Here is a 23,372-nt window from a genome sequence, read left to right as displayed (position 1 = left end):
AATTGCAACAATAATACAGGATAAATACCAAAAAAGACAAGTTCTTACACCAAATGCAACATCTTTCCACTGCGCTAATTTACTTGGGATGGTTGGTTTCTTTCCACCCGTTTTTCATCAGTTTGACAGAAATCCGACAGAATCCCAATTCCAAAAATCTGGAAGTTGCCCAAAAAATCTTTTGGGATGATTTGGAGGGTTCTCTTTCCAAATACCATAATGAGCCTTTCGATATTTTGAATCCCAAGGATGAAAAAAATCTAAACGATAAAATCGGTTCTTACCTGACTAACCATTTTGAAATTTGGGTAGATGGGAAGAAAGTAAAATTAAACTACCTCGGTTTTGAGGTAGAAGAGGATGCGATTTGGGCTTATTTCGAATCCACTCCGGTATCTATTTCAAATCAAATTGAGGTTAGGAACAGTATTTTACTTCAGGAAATTGAATCCCAACAGAACATCGTCCATATGTATTTTCCAGGAAATTCTACTCCGCGGAGTTTGTTGTTGGGAAATGGTGAGGAGAGGGGAGTTTTAACTTTAAAAAATTAAGGGCTGATGTCAGCGAAACCAGCCCTTAATTCAATTTGATGTCTTAATTAAACAAGTCGAATTTCAGCCCAAAGTTGAGTCTTGCATTGTAAAATTCTTCCTGCATTGTACGAGACTGAATACCCTGATAGTATCGAAGTGGCTGATTGGTTAAGTTATTTCCTTCAAAGAAAATCCGCCACTTTGGGGTAATAGCATAAGAAGCGTTCACATCTAGGAACGTCTGCTTGTCATAGTAACGATCTTCGAAAGCTTCGCCTCCCAATTCATCCAAGTAATCTGAAGCATAATTCAAAGAAACCCGGATTACCAGTTTTTTAGTCTCATAGGAAAGTGAGGCATTGAACATATTATCGGCTGTGCCTGGAAGTTCCAAATCTTCCCCATCCCGATCTTCTATTCCAGTTGTGGAGGAATTGGTGAAAGTATAGTTCAGGTAAATTCCCAATCCTTTCCAGATTTGTCTTTGGAATGAAGCTTCCAATCCATAGACTTGCGCAGTTCCGCCGTTTTCAGGCCGTGAGTACTGTAGGTCATCTCCAAATTGTGGATCACTAAAGCCTTGACTCGTAATTGTATAGACGAAATTATCAATGTCTTTGTAAAAACCTCCTAAGGAAATTAGACCAATATTATCGTAATAGCGCTCTGCCATCACATCAAAATTCATGGAAGTAGCGGCCTTCAAATTAGGATTACCTCTTGCTAATTCTTCATCCTCCGGGCTGAATTCTGCATAAGGAACCAAATCGAAATAGTTTGGTCTTGCGATCGTATTAGTCCACGCCAATCGAATCACTGACTTAGAATCAGGATCATATTTGAAATGAAGCCCCGGCATGAAGTTGGTATAATTCTGATCTCCGGTTGCCGGACTCACTTCCTCATTATCAATATCAAATATATTCCCCATGTATTCGATGGAAGTGGCCTCAAGCCTCAAGCCCGCTACCGCAGAGAATTTAGAACTAAACTGATGATCCGCCATCACATAGGCGGCAGTGATATTCTCAGTAGCCATGTAGTTACCTGGAATGTATTCTTCTAACAGATCCGTTTCTTCAAATTGGCCCGAATTTTTAAGATTTAAATTCCCAAGAAAATTTGGATCAACAAATGTCCCTACTTGATATTGAGCACCTGCCAGGTAGTTTGGATCTGAGTAATTTATATTGGGAACAGATCCAAGTGTAGGTCCAAAATCATCCTCATCCACCGGCTCATATTCAAAGAAATTATTATCCCTTAATTTTTCTTTATTGCGGTACCTTAAGCCAAATTGAAGGATTCCTTTCGGAGAGTAAGGTAATTTAAAGTCTATTCTGGAATTCAGATCCCGATCTGTTGTAAAACCGTATTGCTCCGAAAGGCCATTGAACCCGATTCCCAGATTATCCGAAATATCGCTTAGGATTGCAATTGGTTTTTCGGGATTAGAGACATCTACACGGACATCCTGACCCGAAGATCTGTAGGAAATATAGCGCTCAAATGGTCGCTCCTCTGAGGCTTTGGCATAAGTAAGGTGCCAATCCACCTTCAGCTTATTGAATAAATGGTCTCCGCCTAAAGTCACATTATATACTCTTTGGTCCTCCAGACGGGCATTTTTCACTCTTTTACTATCTATCCCACCTTTTGTCTCAAACTCTACCCGACCTTGAGTCTGATAGACTCCCGGAGAAGTCTGTGTAAACTCTCCGTCGTCAAATGAATCATCCAATTGACTTACACGCATTCGGAATCGATTCTCCCAATCATCTCGGTGATTGTACATCCCGGAGAGGTAGAGGGTATGATTGGTATTGATTTCATAATCCAACGCTAAACTTGCAGATCTTCTGACTCGCTGCACTTGATACTCACGGATATCCATTTCTTCCAGCACCACGCCGTTGTCAGATTCATACCAGACTGCTTCGATATTGTCCGAACCGAAGTTGTGATTGTTGTAAGAGCCTGAGAATATTGCGCCAAGTTTACCATCAAAAAAACGATTTCCGAGGATCAAGCCACCGGTCCAAATCGGCTTATTGGAAAGTAAGTTCACTCCCGAAGCTGCTGTTCCTGAAACGCGTAACGCGTTAGGAGCTTGTCGAGTAACTAAATTGACTGATCCGCCAATGGCATCGGCATCCATATATGGAAGTACAGCTTTATTTACTTCGATAGTTTGGATCATATCCGATGGGATCAAATCCATTTGCACATTTCTGTTGTCGCCTTCTGCAGAAGGAATTCTTTCGCCGTTGATCGTCACCGAATTCAATTGCGGAGCCATTCCACGGATGATGATGTTTCTTGCCTCACCTTGGTCATTCTGCATGGTAATACCCGGTACTCTTTTCAAGGCGTCCCCAATATTGGCATCAGGAAATCGGCCAATCTGGTCTGAAGACACCACATTGGTGATGTTTGAGTTGTTTTTTTGTTGGTTCAGGGCCTTTGCCTGACCTTTCAATCGATCTCCCAATACAATGAATTCAGCACCTTCAATAAGGGTCTCTGCTAATTTGAAATTCAAGACTGAAGTTTCACCAGCTGCTATTTCTATAGATTTAGTCATAGCAGCATAGCCTAGATAGGAAACTTCCACCTCATAAGATCCAGCCTTTAAATTCAAAATCGAAAAATCACCTTGTTGATTCGTCACCGTACCGGTGCTTGTTCCTTTCAAGATGATATTCGCACCGGGAAGGGAGAGGTTTTGATCATCGATCACCCTTCCTTTCAATACTCCCTGTGCCATAACAGACACATTCGCAAGCAGCAAGAATAAAAAGGCTGCCAAATAAAGTACTTGTTTTTTCATGGTATGAGTTAATTTAAATTAGTTCTTTTTGGTTTTGATATAATTCTCCAAATCCTCCCAGCGATAGATTTGGAAGGTTTTGTCATCTGACATGGCTACAAAAAGTCCCTTTGGAAAATCAGGCCCTAATGCGAGATTGGTGACTTCCGACCCATCACTTGAAATCGTACTGAGCGGTAGTTTTGTGATCAGATCATGTTGATGAGGATTGTTGGTGCTTCCTTCTCTTGGAAATACCTGGAAAAAATTAGCCCCCTGATCTGATATCAACAGGTAACCTGTCTTAGCGCCGGTCTTATAGATGGAGATTCCTTCATGATCATCAGCAAATCCAGATTGTCCAAAAAAAGCGAGCTCTTCATTTCCTTTAGCTGGATCAGCATAGTACTTTCTGATGCCCACTGTTTCATCAGAATAATAGATATACCCAAGCTCGGCATCCACGGCGATTGCTTCGATTTCTTTAGTACCTGAGTAGTTTCCAAATTTCCGGACCAAATCAAGCTGTAGGCTACCGTCTTGATCTACAAGTTCGTATTGCCAAAGGTAGCTACCGTCTGTTGGCCCATTTTTTCGGCCTGCGATGACGTAGTATTTTCCCGATTCCGGATTTTGATAGAGTGCAACGCCCATGAGGTCCTTGTATTCTGTCCCGGTTTCACCTACATATACTTCCAGTCCAGGAGCAGAGATTTCTTTCATATCGGGAAGAGAGAAAAACCGGAGCTTGGATGTAAATCGCTCACCTGTCACTGCAAAATCAAGCGTATCTTGACCAATCACTAAGTCATATCCGATATCGACATTATTAGGTCTTTGGATATCACCCACTTTCAGGGAGTCGATTATTTTCCCTTTTAAATCAAAGACGTACAAAGCTCCATCCTGATCCTTATCTGTACCGATGATCAGACTTTTTGAATAATCTGCCCTATTTATCCAAATGGCTGGATCGTCGGTATCATGCACTACTGAGTCAGTAATGTAAAGCGGACGAATCATGGATGTGGAATCAGTGAGCTCCAAATTGCTTGTGTCGCCTGATGGATTGGAACAGGAGAAACTGAATAGGGCAATCCCAAGTAAACTGAAATGAGGTAAATTTTTAAGCATAAAATTGATTTGGTTTATACCATGCAATTTTAGCTCACCGGATTTTAGTCACGAGCAAATCAACGTTATCAATTGGGCAACAAAAGTAAATTTTGCCGTTTACAAAAAGGAAACAAAAATTTGAATTAACAGATTTATAGACTGATTTTCAGTAGATTACAAAATGTTAATTTGAGATTAATAAATTGTAACTTACAGGCTAAGAATGAAATTCTGTAGTTTTTCTTCTTTTTGGAGCTGTAGTTTTTTTCGTAGCCGATATCGGGAAATACGCAGACTATCCATCGAAATCCCCAAGGTGGAGGCTACTTCTTTTGAACTTAGATTCATCCGCATTAAACTCGCCAATTTGAGATCAGCCGGGGTGAGTTCCCCAGACTTGTGTTGAAGGTTTCTAAAAAAATCCTGATGTACTTTTTCGAAGGAAAGTTTGAAATCCTCCCATTCAGTATCATGAGAAAAGTTAAAATCGATTTGTTTGATCAGATTTCGTATCTTCTTTTTTTGCTCCTTCGGATCCTCCTCCATGATTTTCTTCAGTTTTGCTTTGATTTCCTCAAGCATTTGATTTTTGTCTATGACATGGAGCGTTTGAGCAGAAAGTGTTTTCGAATGAGCCTTTTCTTCCGCCACCATTTTAGATTCTAGTAGCTGAAGATTGTACTTCTCTGTTTCAATGAGTTTCTCATTCATTTGGATCAGCTCCTCCTGCCGGAGCAGAAGTTCCTTGTTGCTTCGGATTTTCAGCTTTTGACGGTTGTAGATCAGATAACCTAGTACCGTCAAAAGAAAAAGCAAGAAAATAAAAAGCCAGCGAAGACTGGATTCGAATTCCTGCTTTTGATTTAGTCGATTGATTTCCAGATTTTTAGCTTCTAGTCCATACTGGGATTCAAGTATCGCCAATTGCCGGGCAGATTCTTCAGAAAAGATCTTCTCTCCAAGTTGTCTTGCTTCTTCCAGTTTCAAGTAGGAATTTTCAAACTCTCCGAGAAGCGCATAGGATTTTGAAAGGTCAACTAGCGCAGATCGCTGTTGATAGAGATTCCCTAAACGCAGACTGAGTTCTAGTGAGTTAATCGAGTATGACAGTCCGATATCTACTCGTCCGGATTTGCGATAGACATCCCCTAGATTATTCAAAATGCCGATCCGTGAAAGGCTATCACCAATGAAAAGATTATGTTTGGAGGCTTGTTCAAAATAAAAAAGAGCGGAATCAAAGTTCTCAATATCTTCATAGATACTTCCGATATTTTCAAAAACGAAAGCAATTTGCGCATGATCCTGGATATTTTCTGATAGGATTAAAGCTTCTTTTTGAAAAGAAAGTGCTTTTTCGTATTCCCCTAGTTTTTCATACATCCCTCCGATAAATCCTTTTGCTCTGGCTATCCCAAGCTCATCTTTTGAAGACTGAAAAAAAGAGAGCGCCTTTTGGTGCCTTAAAAGAGATTCCTCAGGACTCTTAATTTTATAATAGACTTCACCTAGCGCGTTATTTACTCTGCCCAGACATTGAAGACAGACTTTGGAATCAAAGACCTTCTCTGCCTGATAAAGCGCTTCGGAGGCTAGTTGATATAAGCCTACTTGGAAAAGTAATTGCCCCTTGATCAAAAGTAGTTCCCCATATTTCTGGGAATCCTTCTTTGTTGTGCCGTTTGCCAGGAATTCATTAGTGAAAATTAATGCCTCTTCCGGATTCTTTTTCATAAGCTTGCTTACACGATCAAGATCAAAAGATTTCATGTCCTGAGCGCTGGAAAAAGTAACAGGATAAATCAAACTGGTCAAAAGCAGAAAACAGCAGAAAACAAATTCCCTCATAATTGTAAAAATCAAATTTTGAGAATAATAAGCTGTTAATTACATGTTGTCTTTAGATTAAATCTGAAAAAATGAAGCAGATTTTTTTGTCATTCTAAAGTTGAAATGTGTAAAAATTTTCCCAACGACCTCCAATTCTTTTCAAAAGTACCACCGCATTCACTTGGAATGTTTGGCTGATTTCTTGGCTTGAAATAAGATCCAAGACTGTTTCAAAATCCCTTTCTTTCACATCCTTAAATGCAATCGTCATGTGCGGGTGGAAGTTTCGGTCACTCAGTTCATCTACGAGATTCAATTCCCGTTTACAGAAGCTTTTTATTGATTCTTGTAACTCATACAGCTTAGAGTCAGCCTCAATTTTCCAAAAAATCACTCTTCTCCCAAAAGTCCCAGTACCATTGACTTGAAGTTTGAAGTTTTCTTTTCTGGACAAAAATGTGCTGAGTTTTTCAATCAAATAATCCTCTTTTGCCTCATTATAGCTAAATGGCATTTTAAGTGTAATATGTGCAGGAGATTTCAGAGCATACTTGATATTCATCTGCTCTTTTAGCAAAAGCTTTAGCGAAGTGGCCGATTCCTGAATATCCCCTGTAGGAACAATGGCTAAAAAATATTTCTGCATTACTTTCATCTGGTTGTAATTGTTTTTTAAAGGTCATATGGAATCTTGTATAGATAATAACCATTGTAGTGTGTGACTTTTGAGTCATGACTGTCCGCGCCAAGCAGGCTCTATTTCATCTCTTAAAATTACCTCATGAAGCATTTCTAAGCTCAAAAACAAAAAAACTATTCGAATAACCCAATCAAACCCCTAAATTAAGGGTATAAACCGTAGATCATTATGAAATACTTTTCAAAGGCCATGATCGGCCTTGATTTGACAGAAATGGACGATATCCTAATTGAAAAGACCATAGTCTTTTTGAAATTTTTGGGAATAGATAAATGCTATTTCGTCCATGTTGCAAAAAACTTGGCTATTCCTCAAGAAATTCTTGACTCCCATCCAGAGCTATTGGCTCCAAGTGATGAGTCTATTGAGGCAATGATCACAGAAAAGTTGAAGAATTTCAACTTTCCTGATCACATCGAAATTGAAGTATTCGCAGAAGAAGGCGAGAATCAACTGGAGACATTTCTTCGATGGGCAAGGATCAAAGACGTAGATCTTGTGATTATGGGAAGGAAAGAGACGCTGGAAGGAAACGGATCCCTTGCAAAAGGAATTGCCAAAAAAGCCCCGTGTTCTATTCTGATGCTTCAGGAAAAAAGACCTCCGGGACTTCCAAAAAAAATCATGGTGCCGACAGATTTCTCAGACCATACTGAATTGATCTATAATTTCAGTGAGCGGATTTGCGACGACCTTCATGCAGAATTGGTACCTGTACACCTATATCAAGTTCCTCATGGCTACTCGAAAACAGGAAAGACTTTCGAGGAATTTTCCGAAATCATGAAAGAAAATGCAAATAAGGATTTTAAAAAGTTTCTCCATAAGAATAATCACCGGGATTTAGATTGTCATTTTGTGTTGAATGAAGATCATGACGAAGGAAAATTATTGCTGGACGAGGCACATAAAATCGGAGCTGATATGATTCTCCTTGGTTCAAGGGGACGCACCAAATCCGCAGCCATATTATTAGGCTCCGTTGCAGAAAAATTAGTAATGGTTAATAACGTGTTACCAATGCTAATCTTCAAGAAAAAAGGAGAAACCGTCGGCTTCTTTGAAGCACTATTTAGGATTTGATCGGTTTAGTCAGATAAAAACATACCTGATCACCCTTGCCCTCCTGATTTAATCGGAGGGCTCTTTTTTTCATTTCTGTTAGCTCTTTTGAGGTAAACATAGATTTGGCGAGATCTGGATTTAATGGATAGCCTTTTTCATAAAGCGAAGTTCCCCAAAATTGAAACTCGGTAGAGTCAAAAACGACCTCGTCGAGGGAAAAGCCAAGATGTTCGGCCAAAAGAGAAAATCCTTTAACCGATGGAATTACCAAATGTCTTGGCGCATCAAGCTGTACCCACATTTCCCGCTTTTCTTTCCAGACTTCTGCATCTGTTACAGGAGTCCTGATTAAAATCTTTCCTCCTGGATTCAATTTTTCAAAACACAATTCAAGAATCGCTTTCGGATCCGCCATATGCTCAAAAGCATGGTGCATCATGATCAAATCAAAGAAACCAACGGAATCTTCGAAGGGTTTTTTCCAGAGCGTTAGATTAGAATTTAGCTTTTTTGTTTTCGGGATAAATGGATCAAACCCCTCAAGATTTTGATAGCCTGAAGCATACATTTCATAGAGCAACTGTCCATTTCCGCAGCCCAAATCAGCGATTCTATAGTTTCGTTTTGGGTTGATTTTCTTTAGCCAGTAGCCATAGCTCGGAGCTAAAAAATTGAATGGGAGATTTAAAAATAGTTTTAATCGAAGCGATTTTAACTGATTCTTCAGATTGGAAGATTCTACTAGGGGCGCCTGAGAATAATAGCTATCAACTGGGTAGTAATCAGATAGATTTTCAGGAATATCTATTAACTGAATAGACTTACAGGACTGGCATTCGTGGTATGTAAACTCTCCTGGCATTTGAAGCATTCGCTCTTTTGCCTGAAAAATCAAAAACTCTTCTTTTCCACAGAATTTACAAGAGGGATTCAAATCAATAGGCATTCTCACGGTTAAACAAAAGCTCATGCACTGTTTTTACCATGATCCCTAAGTCCAATAAAAATGTCCAGTTATTGATATAAAAAGCATCAAGTCTTACTCTGGATTTGATTTGATGGGGATTTTCAATTTCTCCACGGAACCCTCTAATTTGAGCCAGACCTGTAATTCCGGGTCTGATTTTATGGCGGGAATTGTAGCGATGAATCTGAGTTTTAAATGTCTGATTCATAGGAACTGTATGGGGTCTTGGTCCCACAATTGACATATCTCCCAGAAAAACATTGATAAACTGTGGCATTTCATCTAAAGAAGTATTTCGAAGAAAAGCGCCAATTTTTGTGACTCTCGGGTCATTTTTAACCGCCTGCTTGGTGTCACCATAGTCATTTGGTGTCATCGATCGAAACTTAAGGCAATTGAAAACATTGTTATTGATTCCATTTCGCTTTTGGATAAAAAATACCGATCCGCGCGATTCAAGTTTAATTAACAGCCCAACCAATGGAATCAGCCAGGAAAGAATAAAAACAATCACCAAAGCAGAAAAAACAATATCGAAACTACGCTTTGCAAGTCCATTTAAGGTATTATCTAAGGGGATGTCATTGACATTAATGACAAAAAAATCACCATATCTAGAAAAAGAAAGATTCTTCTCTAACTGAAGACTTCCTCCAGGGATCATCTTGACTTTGATGTAATTTTCGTCAGCAAAATCGATTATTTTTTTCACTAGAAGCTCATCCAGTTTTTCATGGATATAGATCAAATCCAAATCGAGATCATGAGCCTGATCAAAGAAGGAATCTACCCCACCTCTAGTAAGGCTACAATCCGCCTGATTATCAAAATATCCAAGAAAATTGATCCCAAATTCTTTTCTTATCCGAAATACATCGGCCAATTTAGGACTTGTACCCCCTTTACCAATAATAACTGCATTTCGATAGTTATTACCCTGAACTCGGTATTGTCTAAGGACCATATGAAGACCGACCCTAAAGGAACCCATTAAAATAAGCATCCCAGAAGTCAATCCTATTATGGAGATCAATTGCAAGTTAGGTGTACGAAGAGGTAACCAGAGTACTGTGGCAGCACCAATAAACCAAACCAGAGTTCCTAATAAGCGCTTGAGCGTATATTCAAATTCATCTGTACGCCCAATTTTATAATCTTTACGAAGACTTGAGATTAATATCCAAAGCAATGAAAGTGGAAATAATGAGCTTATTGTGGTGCTTTGAAGATATCCGAAATAGTTTAGTGCAACCAAACAAATGATCAAAGCTATGAGCGAAGCGAAAAAATCACTGAGAGTGAAAACCCAAGGAAAATACTTATCAAATCTTCTCTTCATAAAAATGACACTCTAAAAAAAGCCTGATAATCTTTCAAAAACCGAAATAGTTTAGTTAGATATGCAATGAGATTCATTTCAAAGCTAAAATTAAGAAAAGAATCATCAAGGCTGATTACTTTTGGGATTATTTATTAGCAATACAGCCCTAAGGGCACATCATGAGTTTTATTTCAGATTTATTTGCCTCCTCAGATCATCCAAATTCAATCGGGGCTAAATTTCGCTCCAAAAGACAGAAAGACTTTGAGGTGTTTTTCTATAAAGTATTTTCAAAAAATAAGCCATTTCGGATTTTAGATCTTGGTGGGACTGCTTATTTCTGGAAAAACAGTTCGATACCTGACCTTCCAAATGTTACGATTACACTTTTGAATCTATATCAGGAAGCAAGCGACCATCCCAATATCATCGGGGTCAAAGGGGATGCCACTGATATGCCAAATTATGAGTCAGGTTCATTCGATCTGATATTTTCAAATTCTGTGATTGAGCACCTTTACACTCTTGAAAATCAGAAAAAGATGGCCAATGAAATTATGCGTGTAGGGAAATACTTTTTCATACAGACGCCGAATAAATATTTCCCTATAGAAGCACACTATGCCCTTCCTTTTGCTCAGTTTTACCCAAAGAGTTTTACTTATTTTCTTTTAACCAAAACAAAGCTTAGTCGCTTGCAAAGCTGGAAACCGGAGGATGCAAAGCAGTATTTGGAGGAGATCAGACTGCTCGATGAAAAGGGAATGCTTGATTTGTTTCCAAAGGCATCGATTTACCGAGAAAAAATTCTGGGCCTAGTCAAATCCATTTCGGCCCATAATCTCAGAGGCTAGGCGATTGCAAATTCTTTGTTTTTTATTAATTCTTAATGGATTCCATTCCAGAGGATACGTCTTGCTTCAAGAGCCTCTCTAGCCGCATTTTCAGCCTCCTTCATTTTGATAGGATCGTTGCCGGTGAGCAACTCCACCATCTTCAAGGCTAAAGGACCATGCTCATTTGTGTCTAGATGGATATACTGCTTGAAAAAAGAAACTTAAAAAAGCCGATTTTATCTTGGGAAATTTTAGTTTTCTGCAAATTGAAGGCGAACAAGATTACTGTAAAAGCCATTTTCTCGTGCAAGCAATTCAGAATGACTCCCTTCTTCGACAATTTGTCCATCACTCAGTGCATAGATGCGATCTACTTTGCGTATCGTCGCCAATCGATGTGCTATGATAATGGTCGTTCTGCCCTTCATCAGTTCATCCAGTGCCTCTTGAACCAAAGACTCTGACTCTGCATCCAATGAAGAAGTAGCTTCATCCAAAACCAAAATTGAAGGATCCTTCAAGATAGCTCTGGCAATGGCGATTCGTTGACGTTGACCGCCTGATAACTTTACCCCTCTTTCACCGACTAGGGTATCCATCCCCTCCGGAAATTTTGAGATAAACTGCCATGCGTTTGCTTTTTTTGCAGCTTCTATCAATTCCTCCTCGCTAGCATTAGGTTTAGCATAGCTTATATTCTCCTTTATTGAGCCTCCAAAAAGTAAAACCTCCTGTGGTACGATTCCAATATGAGATCGAAGACTATTTAAATCCCAGCTGGAAAGCGGCTGGTCGTCAACCAATATTTCTCCTTTTTGCGGCTCATAGAACCGAAGTAATAATTGGATTATTGTCGATTTCCCAGCTCCCGAATGTCCTGCCAATGCGACCTTTTCACCCGGATTTACATGAAAGGATAATGACTTTAGCACTTCTACTTCAGGCCTGGTTGGATAGTGAAAACCAATTTTTTCAAAAGTAATTTTGCCAGTAAAACTTCCTTTTTTGACCCCGGAAGATTGTTCTTCCTTTTCATCCAAAATTTCTAAAACACGCTCAGATGATCCTATGGCTTTTTGCACTTGTCCATAAATATCACCTAGTCCTGCAATCGATCCTCCAATAAAAGTGGTATAGAGTACAAATGAAACCAATTCTCCTACACTCATTTCGCCAGAACTCACCAAACTTGCCCCGTACCACATTACGGCCACAATACCTCCGAATAAGGCAAAAATGATAAAGGAAATAAAAGCTCCACGGTATTTTGCCGCCTTTAATGCTACAGAAACGACTCTATTCAAACCCGATTGGTACCGATTCGATTCATACGCTTCTCCGACAAATGATTTGACTGTGCTAATAGACTGGAGCGTTTCTTCTACAATTACATTTGCACTTGCCAATTCATCTTGGGTAGTTTTGGAGAGGGTTCGTATAAATCTCCCAAATACCATCGCAATGATAACTAGCACTGGAAATGTGGCCAACATAAACAAGGTCAACTTTGGAGTCGTCACCATCAGAAAAATCACTCCTGCAATCAAGGTCACAATCTGACGAAAAAGCTCTGCTAAAGTCACCGAAAAAGTATCCTGAAGCATACTTACATCTGCCGTGATCCTACTGATCAGTTCACCCGTCCTTCGCTCATCAAAAAATGTCATTGGAAGCCGGATCAACCTGGAATACAAAGCATGTCGAATATCTCGCATCGACTTTTCTGAAACCAGAGAAAAAAGCCAAACTCTGAAAAAGGAAAAAACACTTTGTACTGCAAGTATACCGACTAAAATCAAGGCAATTGAGTTGATATCTGTAACAAACCAGTCCTCTCCCTGCGCAGTATCAATAAGTTTTCCGGCAACAAAAGGGAATGTCAGTAAAGTCAGGGAAGACAAAAGCAAAAAAACCATTCCCAGAAAAAACGATGCCCTATAAGGCATCAAAAAGCTGAAAATCCCCCCAAGTTTACTCAAATTCTGCTTCGTCAACTTCCTCTTTTCATGCTCTTCTAAAGCAGTTCCTCTCTTCTTAGCCATGCGCGAATTTTATATTTTGGTCACAAAAGTACCACTTTTTGCAAGTATATGTCTTTCAAAAAAGTAAAGTTGAAAGCGAATTAACATTCCAAAGAGACAGTAAGGTCCTCCCCAAATAACTTCTGAACAAGATGCTCACCCAAGGCAGCAGAATGCTTAAACCCATGACCCGAACAAGCTGAAGCCATAAGAACATTATCAAAACCTTCTAAAAAGTCCACTTTAAACCTGGCATCCTGGGTAACAGTGTAAAAGCAAACTTCGGATTTTCTGAATTTACCTGAAAATCCAAGTACCCTTCCCTTAACTTTATTCTCCCAAAAGTCACGCTGCTCCTCCTCGGTTACCGTTCGGTTGAGTAGATCTGGATGTTCACTGTCTACAAAAGACTCGCTCGCCATTTTTACAGTCTCTCCATCTAATGAAGGAAATCCATAAAGGAAATCTTCTGGCTGAGATCCATATCCCCACATGAAGACCGGTGAATCTTTCCATTGTCCTGCTTCCTTTTCCAATTCCAGCCAATGGAGAACTTGTCGGCAGATTTTGAAGTTATCGGAGACTTCTTTCGGCAAAAAATCCTTGATCCATCCACCAGCGGATAAAATTACTTTTCCCACTTCAATTTTACCTTCCTCCAAGTCTAGACTAATCCCATTCGGTGATTTTTGGATCGATTTTACTTTTGTGTTAGGTAAAATTTTAGCTCCATTTTCTTTAGCTAGCTCTAGCTGCGTGGCAATGGCCAATTCTGGAAGTAGATATCCCGCTGATTTTTCCAGATAAGCTTTGGAGGTTTTCTCCACAAGAAACTGAGGAAATCTAGCTTTTATGGTTTTAGAATCTGCAAGTTCATGCTTGATATTAAAATCTCTGGCATATGAAATGGTCTGATCCAAAAAGCTCTTGGTACCATGCTTTCCCCAGGCATGAACCCCAGAATCCAGCAGAATACCACCTGTTGGATGATAAATTTGCTTTCCACTTTTAGCAAAAATCTCCTCCCAAATCTGATGAGAACGCATCGCTAAAGCAACGTAGTCCCGCCCTTCTCCTACAGCCAATCTTGTGATTCTGGTTTCCCCATGCGAAGATCCATATTGATGTGGCGGATCAAATTGATCAATGCCCAAAACTGAAACTCCCCTCTTGGATAGCTGGTAGAGTGCAGCAGAACCTACAGCCCCAAGACCAATCACTGCCAGGTCATATTTCATAGATATCTATTAAAATTCGGAAATCCAAAGGAGCGTTTCTGAAAAAATCAAGTAACAAAGATCTTCCCTATTTCCCCATTTGAGCATCTACCAGCTCGCGCTTAAGTTTTCGCTCACGCTCAAGTGTATTTTTTCTATGATTGTCAAATTCTTCCTGAACTTCTACCAAGTCACGCTGAGCCTTTCTGATTTTCTTAAAACTTTTCATGTATTGAAAAGAGAAAAAGGCCAATGCAGCTGCCAGAATTCCAACTAGAATCCACATCATAGAGGAGTAAACGGCTTTATGAATTCCTATCCCTAAAAAAGTAAAATTGTCTTTTGCGTCTATCGCAACTTGCTTTTCCGATTCTGAGACTTCCAGAAGAGCATTAAGGCTTGCAATCGAATCATTCTTTCCTTGCATCAGTATTTTTTGAGAAGCTACTTCACCTCTCATAGTTTTCATCGAATCCAGAATATTGGATTTCAAGAGATCAAGGTTCGTTTTTTTGACAACTTTATACTCTTGAAAATTATTTGAAGTGCTGTAGATATAATCAAATTGGCTATCTATTGTGCCAGATTTGAGTGAATTCCCCTCTTCAGAAGTTTGGGAAATCGCGATGTGAAAGATTGAAAAAGTAAATAAAACGGAAAGAATTAGACGGAGATTTTTTATCATGAGATGAATTTTTCACTGAATTAGCTAACGGTTGGTCAACCAATAAACATGCCTTTGAATCAAAAATAGAAGTTTTTTTTAATCTTCGCCCAAAGAAAAAATATTTTTTTATCGCTATATCTTGATTTTCAATGGATTATAAGGTAAGTTAAAGAATACTTTTAATATTTTTTTGATGAAACTTAAAACACTAAAGATTTGGCTTTTCCTTCTTCCTATCGTTGGCATCTTGGGAATTGTGCTCTATGTGCAGTCAACTAAAAATCAAGAGGAACTTGAAGCACAAAATATTAGGAGTATTTCTGCAATAGAAGAAGACATCAAGAGAGCACTTCCTGATTTTTATTCTCGTGTAGAAGCTTATTTCATTCGAAAAGGATATGCGGATTTTGAAACTAACCCAAAAATCAAAGAAGAGTCAAAAAAAATCGCCAGTAGGATCAATTTTCAACTTAAATACCAAAACGCTCGAATTGCTGATACAGAAAATGTGAAAGAGGGAAGTTTGGAACTTCGAGGGAACCAGCTCTTTAAAAAAAATCTGATCATTAAGCTTCCTGATGAGGGTAATGAGAATTGGGAAATCCCCTCCCCAAACGATCTAAAAATCAACACTACTAACGGTGACTTAATGAGTCCTGCGCTAATGCTAGACTTAAATATTGATATCGGAGATCTATTACGAAAGCAGGAAAACAATAAAATATTTGAGCGATTTCTGATTACAGATGATAAAGGAGTAGGGATTTATCCAGACTATTTTGAAGGGTTGCAGATTTTTCATCCCAAACAAAGTCGATTTGACAGTCTGGGAAATACGATTTCAGGAGTTTCGGTTGAAAAGCTGATTTTTTCGAATGAATTAAATAGATCCTATATCTCCCCGCTTCCACTCGAAAATCTCAATCTCTATGTAATCGGTATGGTGAAGGAATCCAACTTTGAACGAGTCGGACTTCGAATCAATTTTGATTTAATTTCTGCGCTGCTTCTTTTCCTTTTTTTATTGATCGCGTCGATTCCCCTTCTTGGGATTATAAACCTAAGCAAGGGTGACAATCTCACTCAAAATAAGGTGATCCAATCAGGAATCTCACTGATGGGACTTTTTTTGGTAATTGGTTTTGCTGTTTCGAGTTTCAAAAACAAACCCGAATCGATCGATAAAAAGACTTATGACTTAGCAGATCAAATTATAGAAAGCATCTATGCCTCTTTAAGGGCCAAGAGTGATAATTTGGACACTTGGAGTAAGGATAAAGATTTCAAACCTCAAAGGTCGACTTTCAATGAGCTGATCGGATTTAATGATTCTGGTTTTGCTGACTTACTCTATTTTGATGATGGAAAGCGTGGAAAAGGTCTCGTCAATTATTCTGGGAATAAATCCGCAATTGACTTATCAGATCGAAGGTATTTTCGGTATTTCGTAGACAGTGATAAACCGGAAAAAAACTATATACAATCCCACCACAGTCGAGGATCTGGAAAACTTGAAACAGTAATTTCTAAAAATTTGGGCGGTCTGGACCACCTTGATATAAAAGCAATCACATTTAACCTCGAAGTCGACAATAAAGACAGGATTAATGGAGAAGTGAAATCAGATCTTGCTTTTGAAAACAGGTTTTTGATTTTCAAAAAAACCGGAGGAGTGATCTATTCCAGCAAAAAGATCGCCTCTCCAATAAGTAATATTCAAGAAGGCCTGAGCAATGATAAATGGAAAGAAATCTCCTCAATCATCAACAATAACGAAAAAGGGGAAAGTACGGAACTCGAGGTCCCGATCTATCTCAACGGAAATCAATATGTAGCGCTCCTTCGTCGTGTAGATAGTCAAGATTCTAGTAAACTTCAATTTGACGAACCTCTGTGGCTCATGTTTCTAGTCAATCAGAATATCACCAATGTATTTACCTCATTGGTGTCTTTTGAGGCGGTAAGCTTAATGGGGATTTACTTTTTGTTTTTGATATTTTCTCTTGGACTTCAGTTAATAACTAGAGATTCTACAGATGAGTTTGGGTTCAAATCCTTCATCTATGAAGGAATCAAACCGGTTTCGGACAATCTCAATCGTCTACAATATCTAAGCATTGTATACCTATTGGTTTTTTTGGGTCTTATGTTTCTATATAGATATGCTAGCATTAATCACCTTGAGTTTTTGTGTATTGTGATTTTTGGGTCTTCTTTGATTTCCCTGATCAATCTTACAACACAGATAGATTGTGCAAAATGGAAAAATCCCAAAACGCTTTCTCTTTCTTTCTACAGCACCCTTGGATTTATTGTACTGCTATTCCTACTGATGAATAGTATCTTCAATTGGTCTTTATTCAGGTACTTTTTAGGGGCAACGTTAATAGCATTATCTGTTTGTTTGCTCTGGTTTTTTTGGCAACACAAACAGGGTTTAATTTTCAAAAAAATCAAATCTCAAAGAGTATTGACTTTCTATCTTTTGACTTGGTTCCTTGTGATTGGGTTTTTACCCGGTTTCATGATTCATTCCAAAACATATGACTTTGAAAAGAGAATTTGGGATAAAGAAGAAATACACGCCTCTCAGGTGAACCAAGGAAAGGAGATAAGCAAAGAATCGTTTTTCAAATACGAAAGTGCCAGAAGATCAATGATGTTTGCACTCAGCGATCCATTTGACCAACGAATTATTGATTTCATTACACCAAATCAAAAAATGCTTCGAAGTCATTTGGCGGGCCAAAGTGAAGAGGTTTCCGGTGGTTATGTGATTGGGATTTTAATATTTCTTGTAATTCTCGCCATGTTAATTCACTGGGTTCAGACAAAAATATTTTTTGAACTTAAGGGTGACTGGAATACCCAAAATGATTTAGACCTGGATAAAAAACTCCTTTTTCTTTGCTCCACTAATTCGGAAAATTTCGATGAAGTCCTTGATGAAAAATTTAAAGAGGAAAATGTCTATCCGGAATTGCTAATGGAATTTGATATGCTCCAAGGAGCGGAGGATGTATCAAATGTGGAAATAGATCCTGATGTTTCGATAATTCATATTAAAAATTTCCACTGTCTGAATAACCCATTAGAGATTATTAAAATTATTTATTCCTTACAAAAGCAGCATGAATCAATAGAAACCATCATTGTCAGTTCTGGAAAATCATGGAAAGATACAGCTAACACCATTTCCGATATCAAGGATAAAATGCGCTTTTCTGAGTTCTTTTCAGATTATCACTTTGTCCTTCTCCCACTCAAAACCAGTTCTAAAAAAGCATTTGCAGAACAAGACATTATTTATCCCAAAGATTATAATGATCTGATGATCAAGCAGCGATCCAGAAAAGCTTACCTCTATAATCTTTGGACAGAACTGAATTTCGATGAAAAAATGGCTTGTTATTCCTTTGCCCAGGAAGGCTTTTTTAATATCGCAAGGAAAGACGTCCTCATCGAACTTGCCCAAAAGGGAATTATTGTTCCAGTCGAAAACTTTTCAAATGTCAGAGGTGACTGGTCAGATTGGGAACTATTTAGTGCAGTTTTTAGAAAATATATTCTGGACAATTCTACAGATGAAGAAATAAAAAGCTTCCAAAATTTTGAAAAAGTAAATGGAAATGCGACTACTATTCAAGTGTCTGCTATCAGCTTTGTATTGATCTGTTTCGCATTGATAGGGATTTTTGACAAAAACTTTTTCAACGAAGCCTATGCGTATGCCACGGGAAGTCTTGGTATTTTAGGAACACTTTATTCAGTAATTAATCGAGGACTTTCTAACTTTAAATTAGGAAAAACAGAGTCCTGATTTATGATAAGATTGATTACGATAAGTTTATTGCTGGGAATTTCATTTTGCACTTTTGCCCAAGATATGTTTGAAACAAAGGGAAAACTCTTTGATGAAGCATATGATTCATTTAATCGGCAGGAATGGGAAAAGGCGATTGTACTTTTTGATTCCTGGATAGCATCAAACCCAAGAGATGTAGATGGATATTGGCTTAGGGGCCAAGCTTATGAGCAAATCCAAAATTATGAGGAAGCTTTGGTAAATTTTTCCAGTTTGCTTTCTCTAGATCCTGAAAATGCAGAAGCTTATTTTGCCCGAGGGAGAGTCCGATATCTGCTCAAACAATACCAATCCGGAATTGAAGATTTTGAGTCGTTTTTAGCATTTCCTCCTGGTGAGACCACCCGTATCATTTACCGAAAAGGGGCCGCGGACCAGGGGTTTTCACAGATCATGACCGCACAATCCGAAAATCCAGCAGAAGCCTATTACCACATGGGACTATGTAGTTTTGAATTGGGTGAATACGATCTAGCCCTTTCGTACTTTGATCTTGCGATCGAATACGATCGTTCTAATCCAGATTATTATGCCGAAAAAGGACGCTCATTCGCTAGAATCGGAGACAATATGCTTGCCATTACCTATTATGAAGAAGCACTTGCCTTAAATCCAAATCACCTTCCAGCTAAACAGGGATTAGTGCAAGTAAAAAATGGAGGTGATGAAGAACTAATTTCACAACTCGATGAGGTCATTTCAGATTCGACTGCCAATTCTCAAACTTTTAAACAACGTGGATTTTACCGAATGAATCATGGGGATTCTACAGGAGCAATTGAAGATTTTGGGAAGGCTATTGAGTTAGATTCGATGGACACGGAATCTTACTTTTATAGAGGTAAAATTTACGCAGCCCAAAGAAATTGGAAGCAAGCAGAACGAGATTATTCAAAAGCCATTTCCTTCGAAAATCTAAATTCAGGTTATTATTTAGCTCGGGGTCAGGCGAGATACCTGAGTGGAAAACTCGAGGAAGCACTGGCTGATTTTACGCTTACAGTAGCAAATGATCCTGAAAATCCAACAGGCTATTATCACCGGGGAATTACTTTTCAACGAATGAGGCGCATCGAAGAGGCTTGCCCTGAACTTCTAAAGGCTGGCGAATTGGGAATGAAAGAGGCACTTGATGTCTGGAAAAAAGTCTGTGAGGATTAAAGCTCGTGGGTAGTATCCACCTGAGAGGCAATAAAAGCTGGTCTCCAGGAGGCTGCAAGTGTAATGGAAATGACCGCCACACTAATCCAAATGAAATCAGAAAATATAATCTCCACAGGATAAGCATCAACCACTGCAGAGGATATTCCAAGTGAAACCAATCCAAATGTCTGCTGAACCCAGCAAATTGCATATCCCAAAACCAAACCTATTATCGCTCCGGAGAATGCAATCAGAGCTCCTTGTTTAAGGAAAATTCTTCGGATCAGTTTTACTGGCGCTCCCATTGCCTTGAGTACTGCAATGTCTTTTTTCTTCTCAATTGCTAGCATGCTTAATGAAAAGAAAATATTGAAAGAGGCGATCGCAAGGATGAAAGTTAGGGTTAAGAAAACAAAGAATTTTTCCAGTTGAACTGTCCGCAAAAGTCCTGCGTGCTGCTCGTCCGTATTTTTCACCAAAAAGTCTTCCCCCAAATGAATTTTTAGTCTTTCTTGAACCTCTCCTATAGAATACTCATCGGCAACTTTTATCTCAAGTGAAGTACGCTTATCCCCATAATTCAATAGATCCTTTGTGAATGAAAGAGGAGCTATGACATATTGATCATCAAACTGCCGCTCAACACTGAAATATGCTACAGGCTCAAGAACTGCGGAGGAATACAATTGATTAGGATCGATTGTAGCAGCACTCCTTGGAGCTTTTGGATAGAATACTTTAAGAGGGACGTTAATATTATCCAGATTTACTGACAAGAAGAATCCTACGCCCCTTCCTAAAATAGCCGCTGGACGAATAGCAGTTCCCAACGTTGTATCCCCCCAGAAATATCCTCGAGAAAATCTACCCTGCTCCAAAAAGTTATCAGATACCCCCTTGATTCTTCCGATCATCTGGTTTCCATTGTAATCAAGCAAGGCATTGTCTTCGATAACTTCAGTCAAAATTGCTACTCCATCAAGATCTCGAATACTCTCCAGCCATTCTTCACTGGTAAGAAAGCTTTTTCCCTGTGCAGCTTCTATCTTGAGTTCGGCATCAAAGCTTGCAAAAAGGCCTCGAATCAAATCTTCCAAACCATTAAAAACAGACATAACTATAACCAAAGCCATGGTCCCTACTGCCACTCCAATAATGGAAATGGTGGAGAGAATGGTAATGAAGTTTCGCTTCTTTTTGCTGCGAAAGTACCTTGAGGCTATGAAAAAGCTAAGATTCAATAGAATGAGAGTTTAATCTTCTTCGTCCTCCTCTTCCTCCGGAGCTGGAGGAATATTTAGATCAGAAATGACTTTATCCATGTGCTGTGCATAGGAGGCAGAGTCATCTAGAAAGAATGCAATCTCAGGAATGATTCGTACAGACTTTCCAATTCGCTTAGCTAGCGTATGACGAATTTCCTTTTTATGTTCATTGATAAGCTCATAGGTCGCCTGTGGGTCAGTTATCAATATGCTTAGGTATACCTTAGCAAAACCCAAATCTGGACTTACCATCACTCGAGTAATCGTAACCATTGACCTTCCGATCAGGTGCTTTGCATCCTTTTGAAAAATATCTCCAAGCTCCTTTTGGAGTAATTTTGCATGTTTTTGTTGTCTTTTACTTTCCATCTCAAGTATTTATGGTACAAATTTAGCGAAATAGTTGGGCATGAATTAATTTCGGGTAAAACCTACACATCTCTTTTCTAAAATCACCTTGTTAAGTTTCTTTAGAGTCAATGATCCATTTAGGCTAATCGGAATCGGAGTTTACCTTCTGATTTTGACCTTGGCTTACCTTCTGATAAATCCATTTTCTTTTACGACAACGCAGCTCTCATGGATATTGCTGGGCGAACGAGTAGGAGAGGGTTTTTTACTTTACAGGGATATCATTGACAACACGGGTCCTTTGTCTGCGGCATTTTTTAGGATTGTGGATTTTTTGTTTGGTAGAAGCCAACTCGCATATGATCTAATAGGCCGGGCGCTTATCATATTTCAGATTTTGTATTGGAATTCTATTCTTATCAAGTTTAGGGCATTTGAGGAAAACACGTATTTACCAGCCATTATCATGGCAGCTTTGTTCCATTTCTGCTTTGACATGATCAGCTTAAGTCCCGCGCTTTTGGGAAGTTGTTTTCTGATTTTGGCCTTGGGGCAATTGTTTTCACAGACTGTCTTACAAAAAGAAACCACTGAATCCACCTTATTGATTGGGTTATATGCTGGGATTGCAACCGGCTTCCAGCCAAATTATTTGCTTTTTTTACCCTATCTGATTTTTACCGGTATTGCTATAAGCGGCTTTTCCTTTCGTCAGCTGATGCTTTCATTGATTGGATATTTCCTTCCTATAATACTGATTGGAGTATTTTATTTTTGGAGAGAAGGCCTCAAGGAAGCCTTAGAAATTTGGCCACTTTCATTTCTTACTAAAAAGACTAATTTTCAAAGTGTTTTTGATTGGTTCACGTTAGGTGCTTTCCCCATCTTATTGGCTCTAATCGGTTATTTTATAGCATCTGTTTTACGTGGATCTACGATAAACCAACAAAAACAAAGGCAACTTATCGTTCTTTGGCTGATATTTTCGGCTTTTGAATTCTTATTAATCAAAAGACAAGCGGCCTATCAATTAGTGATTTTCATCCCAGCACTAACCTATTTAATCACGCAATTTTTTATCAATTTTAAAAAAGGGCTTATCTCAAATCTTTCATTTTACCTTTTGATTATCGGCCTGCCCATCGCTAGCTGGTGGTACTGGCAAAACTTCAGTAGCCCGAACTATCTGGTCCAGGAAACTCAGGAAAGCTATACTCCTTCTTTAATGATCATGGGAAATGATTTGACTCCTTTCCAAAAATCTTCCCTCGGTGGACCTTTTTTAAATTATGAATTGAGCAAGATCTATCTTGAAAAAGAACGTGGACTACCCGAAAAAGCAAGAATCTACCAGCTACTTCAAACCCAAAAGGCTTCTCAGGTTTTAGATCCAAACGGTGATTTTAAAGCCCTGCTAGAGCAGTTTCCCTCCCTCCAAAAGGATTATCAAGCAACAAAGCCAGGGGTTTTTGAATTGAAAAAATAAGGGAAGCTTATTTTGATTTTCCCGACAAGTCTTGGTTATCAGGAATATATGCAATACTTTATTATGTATATCCGCAATCTTGCCAGTATGATTAAATCGAAGCAATGATGAGTCTGTCAAAGAGTTTTTGACCGAAGTATCTTCTGTTGAGCTTGTAACAAAACTCGTCCAGGTAAT

General features: G+C 38.8%; 17 protein-coding genes and 1 pseudogene. 6 read left to right on the top strand and 12 right to left on the bottom strand.

Translation table 11 applies throughout. From position 1 onward, the window contains the following. Positions 1 to 53 precede the first annotated feature (53 nt). A complete protein-coding gene (locus tag P8O16_RS01855; protein ID WP_300310274.1) occupies positions 54 to 554 on the top strand; it encodes a DUF6702 family protein in 501 nt (166 codons plus the stop codon). Between the two features lie 43 nt (positions 555 to 597). Here the strand turns inward: P8O16_RS01855 and P8O16_RS01850 are convergent, their stop codons facing one another. From P8O16_RS01850 to thpR, 4 genes are all read right to left on the bottom strand, one after another. After that, positions 598 to 3,366 (bottom strand): TonB-dependent receptor, encoded by a 2,769-nt coding sequence (locus P8O16_RS01850; RefSeq protein WP_300310271.1) that lies wholly within the window; start codon positions 3,364 to 3,366, stop codon positions 598 to 600. A gap of 18 nt (positions 3,367 to 3,384) precedes the next feature. Then, a complete protein-coding gene (locus P8O16_RS01845) occupies positions 3,385 to 4,479 on the bottom strand; it encodes a phytase (protein WP_300310269.1) in 1,095 nt (364 codons plus the stop codon). A gap of 192 nt (positions 4,480 to 4,671) precedes the next feature. Next, on the bottom strand, positions 4,672 to 6,195 hold the full coding sequence (locus P8O16_RS01840; RefSeq protein ID WP_300310267.1) for a tetratricopeptide repeat protein: 1,524 nt from the start codon (positions 6,193 to 6,195) through the stop codon (positions 4,672 to 4,674). 208 nt (positions 6,196 to 6,403) lie between these two features. After that, on the bottom strand, positions 6,404 to 6,937 hold the full coding sequence (thpR, locus tag P8O16_RS01835) for an RNA 2',3'-cyclic phosphodiesterase (protein ID WP_300310266.1): 534 nt from the start codon (positions 6,935 to 6,937) through the stop codon (positions 6,404 to 6,406). Between the two features lie 222 nt (positions 6,938 to 7,159). Here thpR and P8O16_RS01830 point away from each other — a divergent pair, with 222 nt between their 5' ends. Then, positions 7,160 to 8,074 carry a universal stress protein gene (locus tag P8O16_RS01830; RefSeq protein ID WP_300310265.1) on the top strand — a complete coding sequence of 305 codons (915 nt, stop codon included), beginning with the start codon at positions 7,160 to 7,162 and terminating at the stop codon, positions 8,072 to 8,074. Here P8O16_RS01830 and P8O16_RS01825 read toward each other — a convergent pair. Together P8O16_RS01825 and P8O16_RS01820 are read right to left on the bottom strand one after the other, a co-directional pair. Next, the gene (locus P8O16_RS01825) at positions 8,064 to 9,002 is read right to left on the bottom strand and encodes a class I SAM-dependent methyltransferase (protein WP_300310263.1); all 939 of its coding nucleotides are present in this window, start codon (positions 9,000 to 9,002) and stop codon (positions 8,064 to 8,066) included. The two genes, P8O16_RS01830 and P8O16_RS01825, sit on opposite strands and share 11 nt — an antisense overlap. Continuing rightward, positions 8,992 to 10,362: an exopolysaccharide biosynthesis polyprenyl glycosylphosphotransferase gene (locus tag P8O16_RS01820; protein ID WP_300310260.1), complete on the bottom strand. Its 1,371-nt coding sequence runs from the start codon at positions 10,360 to 10,362 to the stop codon at positions 8,992 to 8,994. Before P8O16_RS01820 ends, P8O16_RS01825 begins: the two co-directional genes overlap by 11 nt. Positions 10,363 to 10,523: 161 nt before the next feature. Between P8O16_RS01820 and P8O16_RS01815 the strand changes: the two genes are divergently transcribed. Further along, a complete protein-coding gene (locus tag P8O16_RS01815; protein ID WP_300310258.1) occupies positions 10,524 to 11,198 on the top strand; it encodes a class I SAM-dependent methyltransferase in 675 nt (224 codons plus the stop codon). A gap of 32 nt (positions 11,199 to 11,230) precedes the next feature. Here the strand turns inward: P8O16_RS01815 and P8O16_RS20525 are convergent. From P8O16_RS20525 to P8O16_RS01800, 4 genes and pseudogenes are all read right to left on the bottom strand, one after another. Continuing rightward, positions 11,231 to 11,383: pseudogene (locus tag P8O16_RS20525) on the bottom strand (DUF3050 domain-containing protein); the annotation flags it as partial. Positions 11,384 to 11,431: 48 nt separating this feature from the next. Next, positions 11,432 to 13,222 carry an ABC transporter transmembrane domain-containing protein gene (locus P8O16_RS01810; RefSeq protein WP_300310256.1) on the bottom strand — a complete coding sequence of 597 codons (1,791 nt, stop codon included), beginning with the start codon at positions 13,220 to 13,222 and terminating at the stop codon, positions 11,432 to 11,434. A gap of 80 nt (positions 13,223 to 13,302) precedes the next feature. Next, the gene (gene solA / locus P8O16_RS01805; protein ID WP_300310254.1) at positions 13,303 to 14,439 is read right to left on the bottom strand and encodes an N-methyl-L-tryptophan oxidase; all 1,137 of its coding nucleotides are present in this window, start codon (positions 14,437 to 14,439) and stop codon (positions 13,303 to 13,305) included. Positions 14,440 to 14,506: 67 nt separating this feature from the next. Next, positions 14,507 to 15,103, bottom strand: a complete 597-nt coding sequence (locus P8O16_RS01800; RefSeq protein WP_300310252.1) for a hypothetical protein — start codon at positions 15,101 to 15,103, stop codon at positions 14,507 to 14,509. Positions 15,104 to 15,278: 175 nt separating this feature from the next. Between P8O16_RS01800 and P8O16_RS01795 the strand changes: the two genes are divergently transcribed. Together P8O16_RS01795 and P8O16_RS01790 are read left to right on the top strand one after the other, a co-directional pair. After that, entirely contained in the window at positions 15,279 to 18,905 is a 3,627-nt protein-coding gene (locus tag P8O16_RS01795) for a hypothetical protein (RefSeq protein ID WP_300310251.1), read from the top strand. Positions 18,906 to 18,908: 3 nt separating this feature from the next. Next, positions 18,909 to 20,111 carry a tetratricopeptide repeat protein gene (locus P8O16_RS01790; protein ID WP_300310249.1) on the top strand — a complete coding sequence of 401 codons (1,203 nt, stop codon included), beginning with the start codon at positions 18,909 to 18,911 and terminating at the stop codon, positions 20,109 to 20,111. Here the strand turns inward: P8O16_RS01790 and P8O16_RS01785 are convergent. Both P8O16_RS01785 and rbfA read right to left on the bottom strand, forming a co-directional pair. Then, complete coding sequence (locus P8O16_RS01785; protein ID WP_300310247.1) at positions 20,108 to 21,334, bottom strand: FtsX-like permease family protein; 1,227 nt, start codon at positions 21,332 to 21,334, stop codon at positions 20,108 to 20,110. The genes P8O16_RS01790 and P8O16_RS01785 overlap by 4 nt on opposite strands. A gap of 12 nt (positions 21,335 to 21,346) precedes the next feature. Further along, positions 21,347 to 21,727 carry a 30S ribosome-binding factor RbfA gene (rbfA, locus tag P8O16_RS01780; RefSeq protein ID WP_300310245.1) on the bottom strand — a complete coding sequence of 127 codons (381 nt, stop codon included), beginning with the start codon at positions 21,725 to 21,727 and terminating at the stop codon, positions 21,347 to 21,349. Positions 21,728 to 21,815: 88 nt separating this feature from the next. Here rbfA and P8O16_RS01775 point away from each other — a divergent pair, with 88 nt between their 5' ends. Then, positions 21,816 to 23,195 (top strand): hypothetical protein, encoded by a 1,380-nt coding sequence (locus P8O16_RS01775; RefSeq protein ID WP_300310243.1) that lies wholly within the window; start codon positions 21,816 to 21,818, stop codon positions 23,193 to 23,195. Positions 23,196 to 23,372 lie beyond the last annotated feature (177 nt).

Source organism: Algoriphagus sp. (genome assembly GCF_029254265.1).
Classification (GTDB): Bacteria; Bacteroidota; Bacteroidia; order Cytophagales; family Cyclobacteriaceae; genus Algoriphagus.
The sequence above is the reverse complement of the archived record's forward strand: the minus strand, read 5'-3'. Positions and strand labels throughout refer to the sequence as shown.

Excerpts from the sequence above, each read along its gene's own strand:
- P8O16_RS01840 (WP_300310267.1), bottom strand. The coding sequence starts at position 6,195 with ATGAAAAAGAATCCGGAAGAGGCATTAATTTTCACTAATGAATTCCTG.
- P8O16_RS01855 (WP_300310274.1), top strand. The coding sequence starts at position 54 with ATGCAACATCTTTCCACTGCGCTAATTTACTTGGGATGGTTGGTTTCT.
- P8O16_RS01850 (WP_300310271.1), bottom strand. The coding sequence starts at position 3,366 with ATGAAAAAACAAGTACTTTATTTGGCAGCCTTTTTATTCTTGCTGCTT.
- P8O16_RS01800 (WP_300310252.1), bottom strand. The coding sequence starts at position 15,103 with ATGATAAAAAATCTCCGTCTAATTCTTTCCGTTTTATTTACTTTTTCA.
- P8O16_RS01825 (WP_300310263.1), bottom strand. The coding sequence starts at position 9,002 with ATGCCTATTGATTTGAATCCCTCTTGTAAATTCTGTGGAAAAGAAGAG.
- P8O16_RS01790 (WP_300310249.1), top strand. The coding sequence starts at position 18,909 with ATGATAAGATTGATTACGATAAGTTTATTGCTGGGAATTTCATTTTGC.
- rbfA (WP_300310245.1), bottom strand. The coding sequence starts at position 21,727 with ATGGAAAGTAAAAGACAACAAAAACATGCAAAATTACTCCAAAAGGAG.
- P8O16_RS01820 (WP_300310260.1), bottom strand. The coding sequence starts at position 10,362 with ATGAAGAGAAGATTTGATAAGTATTTTCCTTGGGTTTTCACTCTCAGT.
- thpR (WP_300310266.1), bottom strand. The coding sequence starts at position 6,937 with ATGCAGAAATATTTTTTAGCCATTGTTCCTACAGGGGATATTCAGGAA.
- P8O16_RS01845 (WP_300310269.1), bottom strand. The coding sequence starts at position 4,479 with ATGCTTAAAAATTTACCTCATTTCAGTTTACTTGGGATTGCCCTATTC.
- solA (WP_300310254.1), bottom strand. The coding sequence starts at position 14,439 with ATGAAATATGACCTGGCAGTGATTGGTCTTGGGGCTGTAGGTTCTGCT.
- P8O16_RS01795 (WP_300310251.1), top strand. The coding sequence starts at position 15,279 with ATGAAACTTAAAACACTAAAGATTTGGCTTTTCCTTCTTCCTATCGTT.
- P8O16_RS01810 (WP_300310256.1), bottom strand. The coding sequence starts at position 13,222 with ATGGCTAAGAAGAGAGGAACTGCTTTAGAAGAGCATGAAAAGAGGAAG.
- P8O16_RS01815 (WP_300310258.1), top strand. The coding sequence starts at position 10,524 with ATGAGTTTTATTTCAGATTTATTTGCCTCCTCAGATCATCCAAATTCA.
- P8O16_RS01830 (WP_300310265.1), top strand. The coding sequence starts at position 7,160 with ATGAAATACTTTTCAAAGGCCATGATCGGCCTTGATTTGACAGAAATG.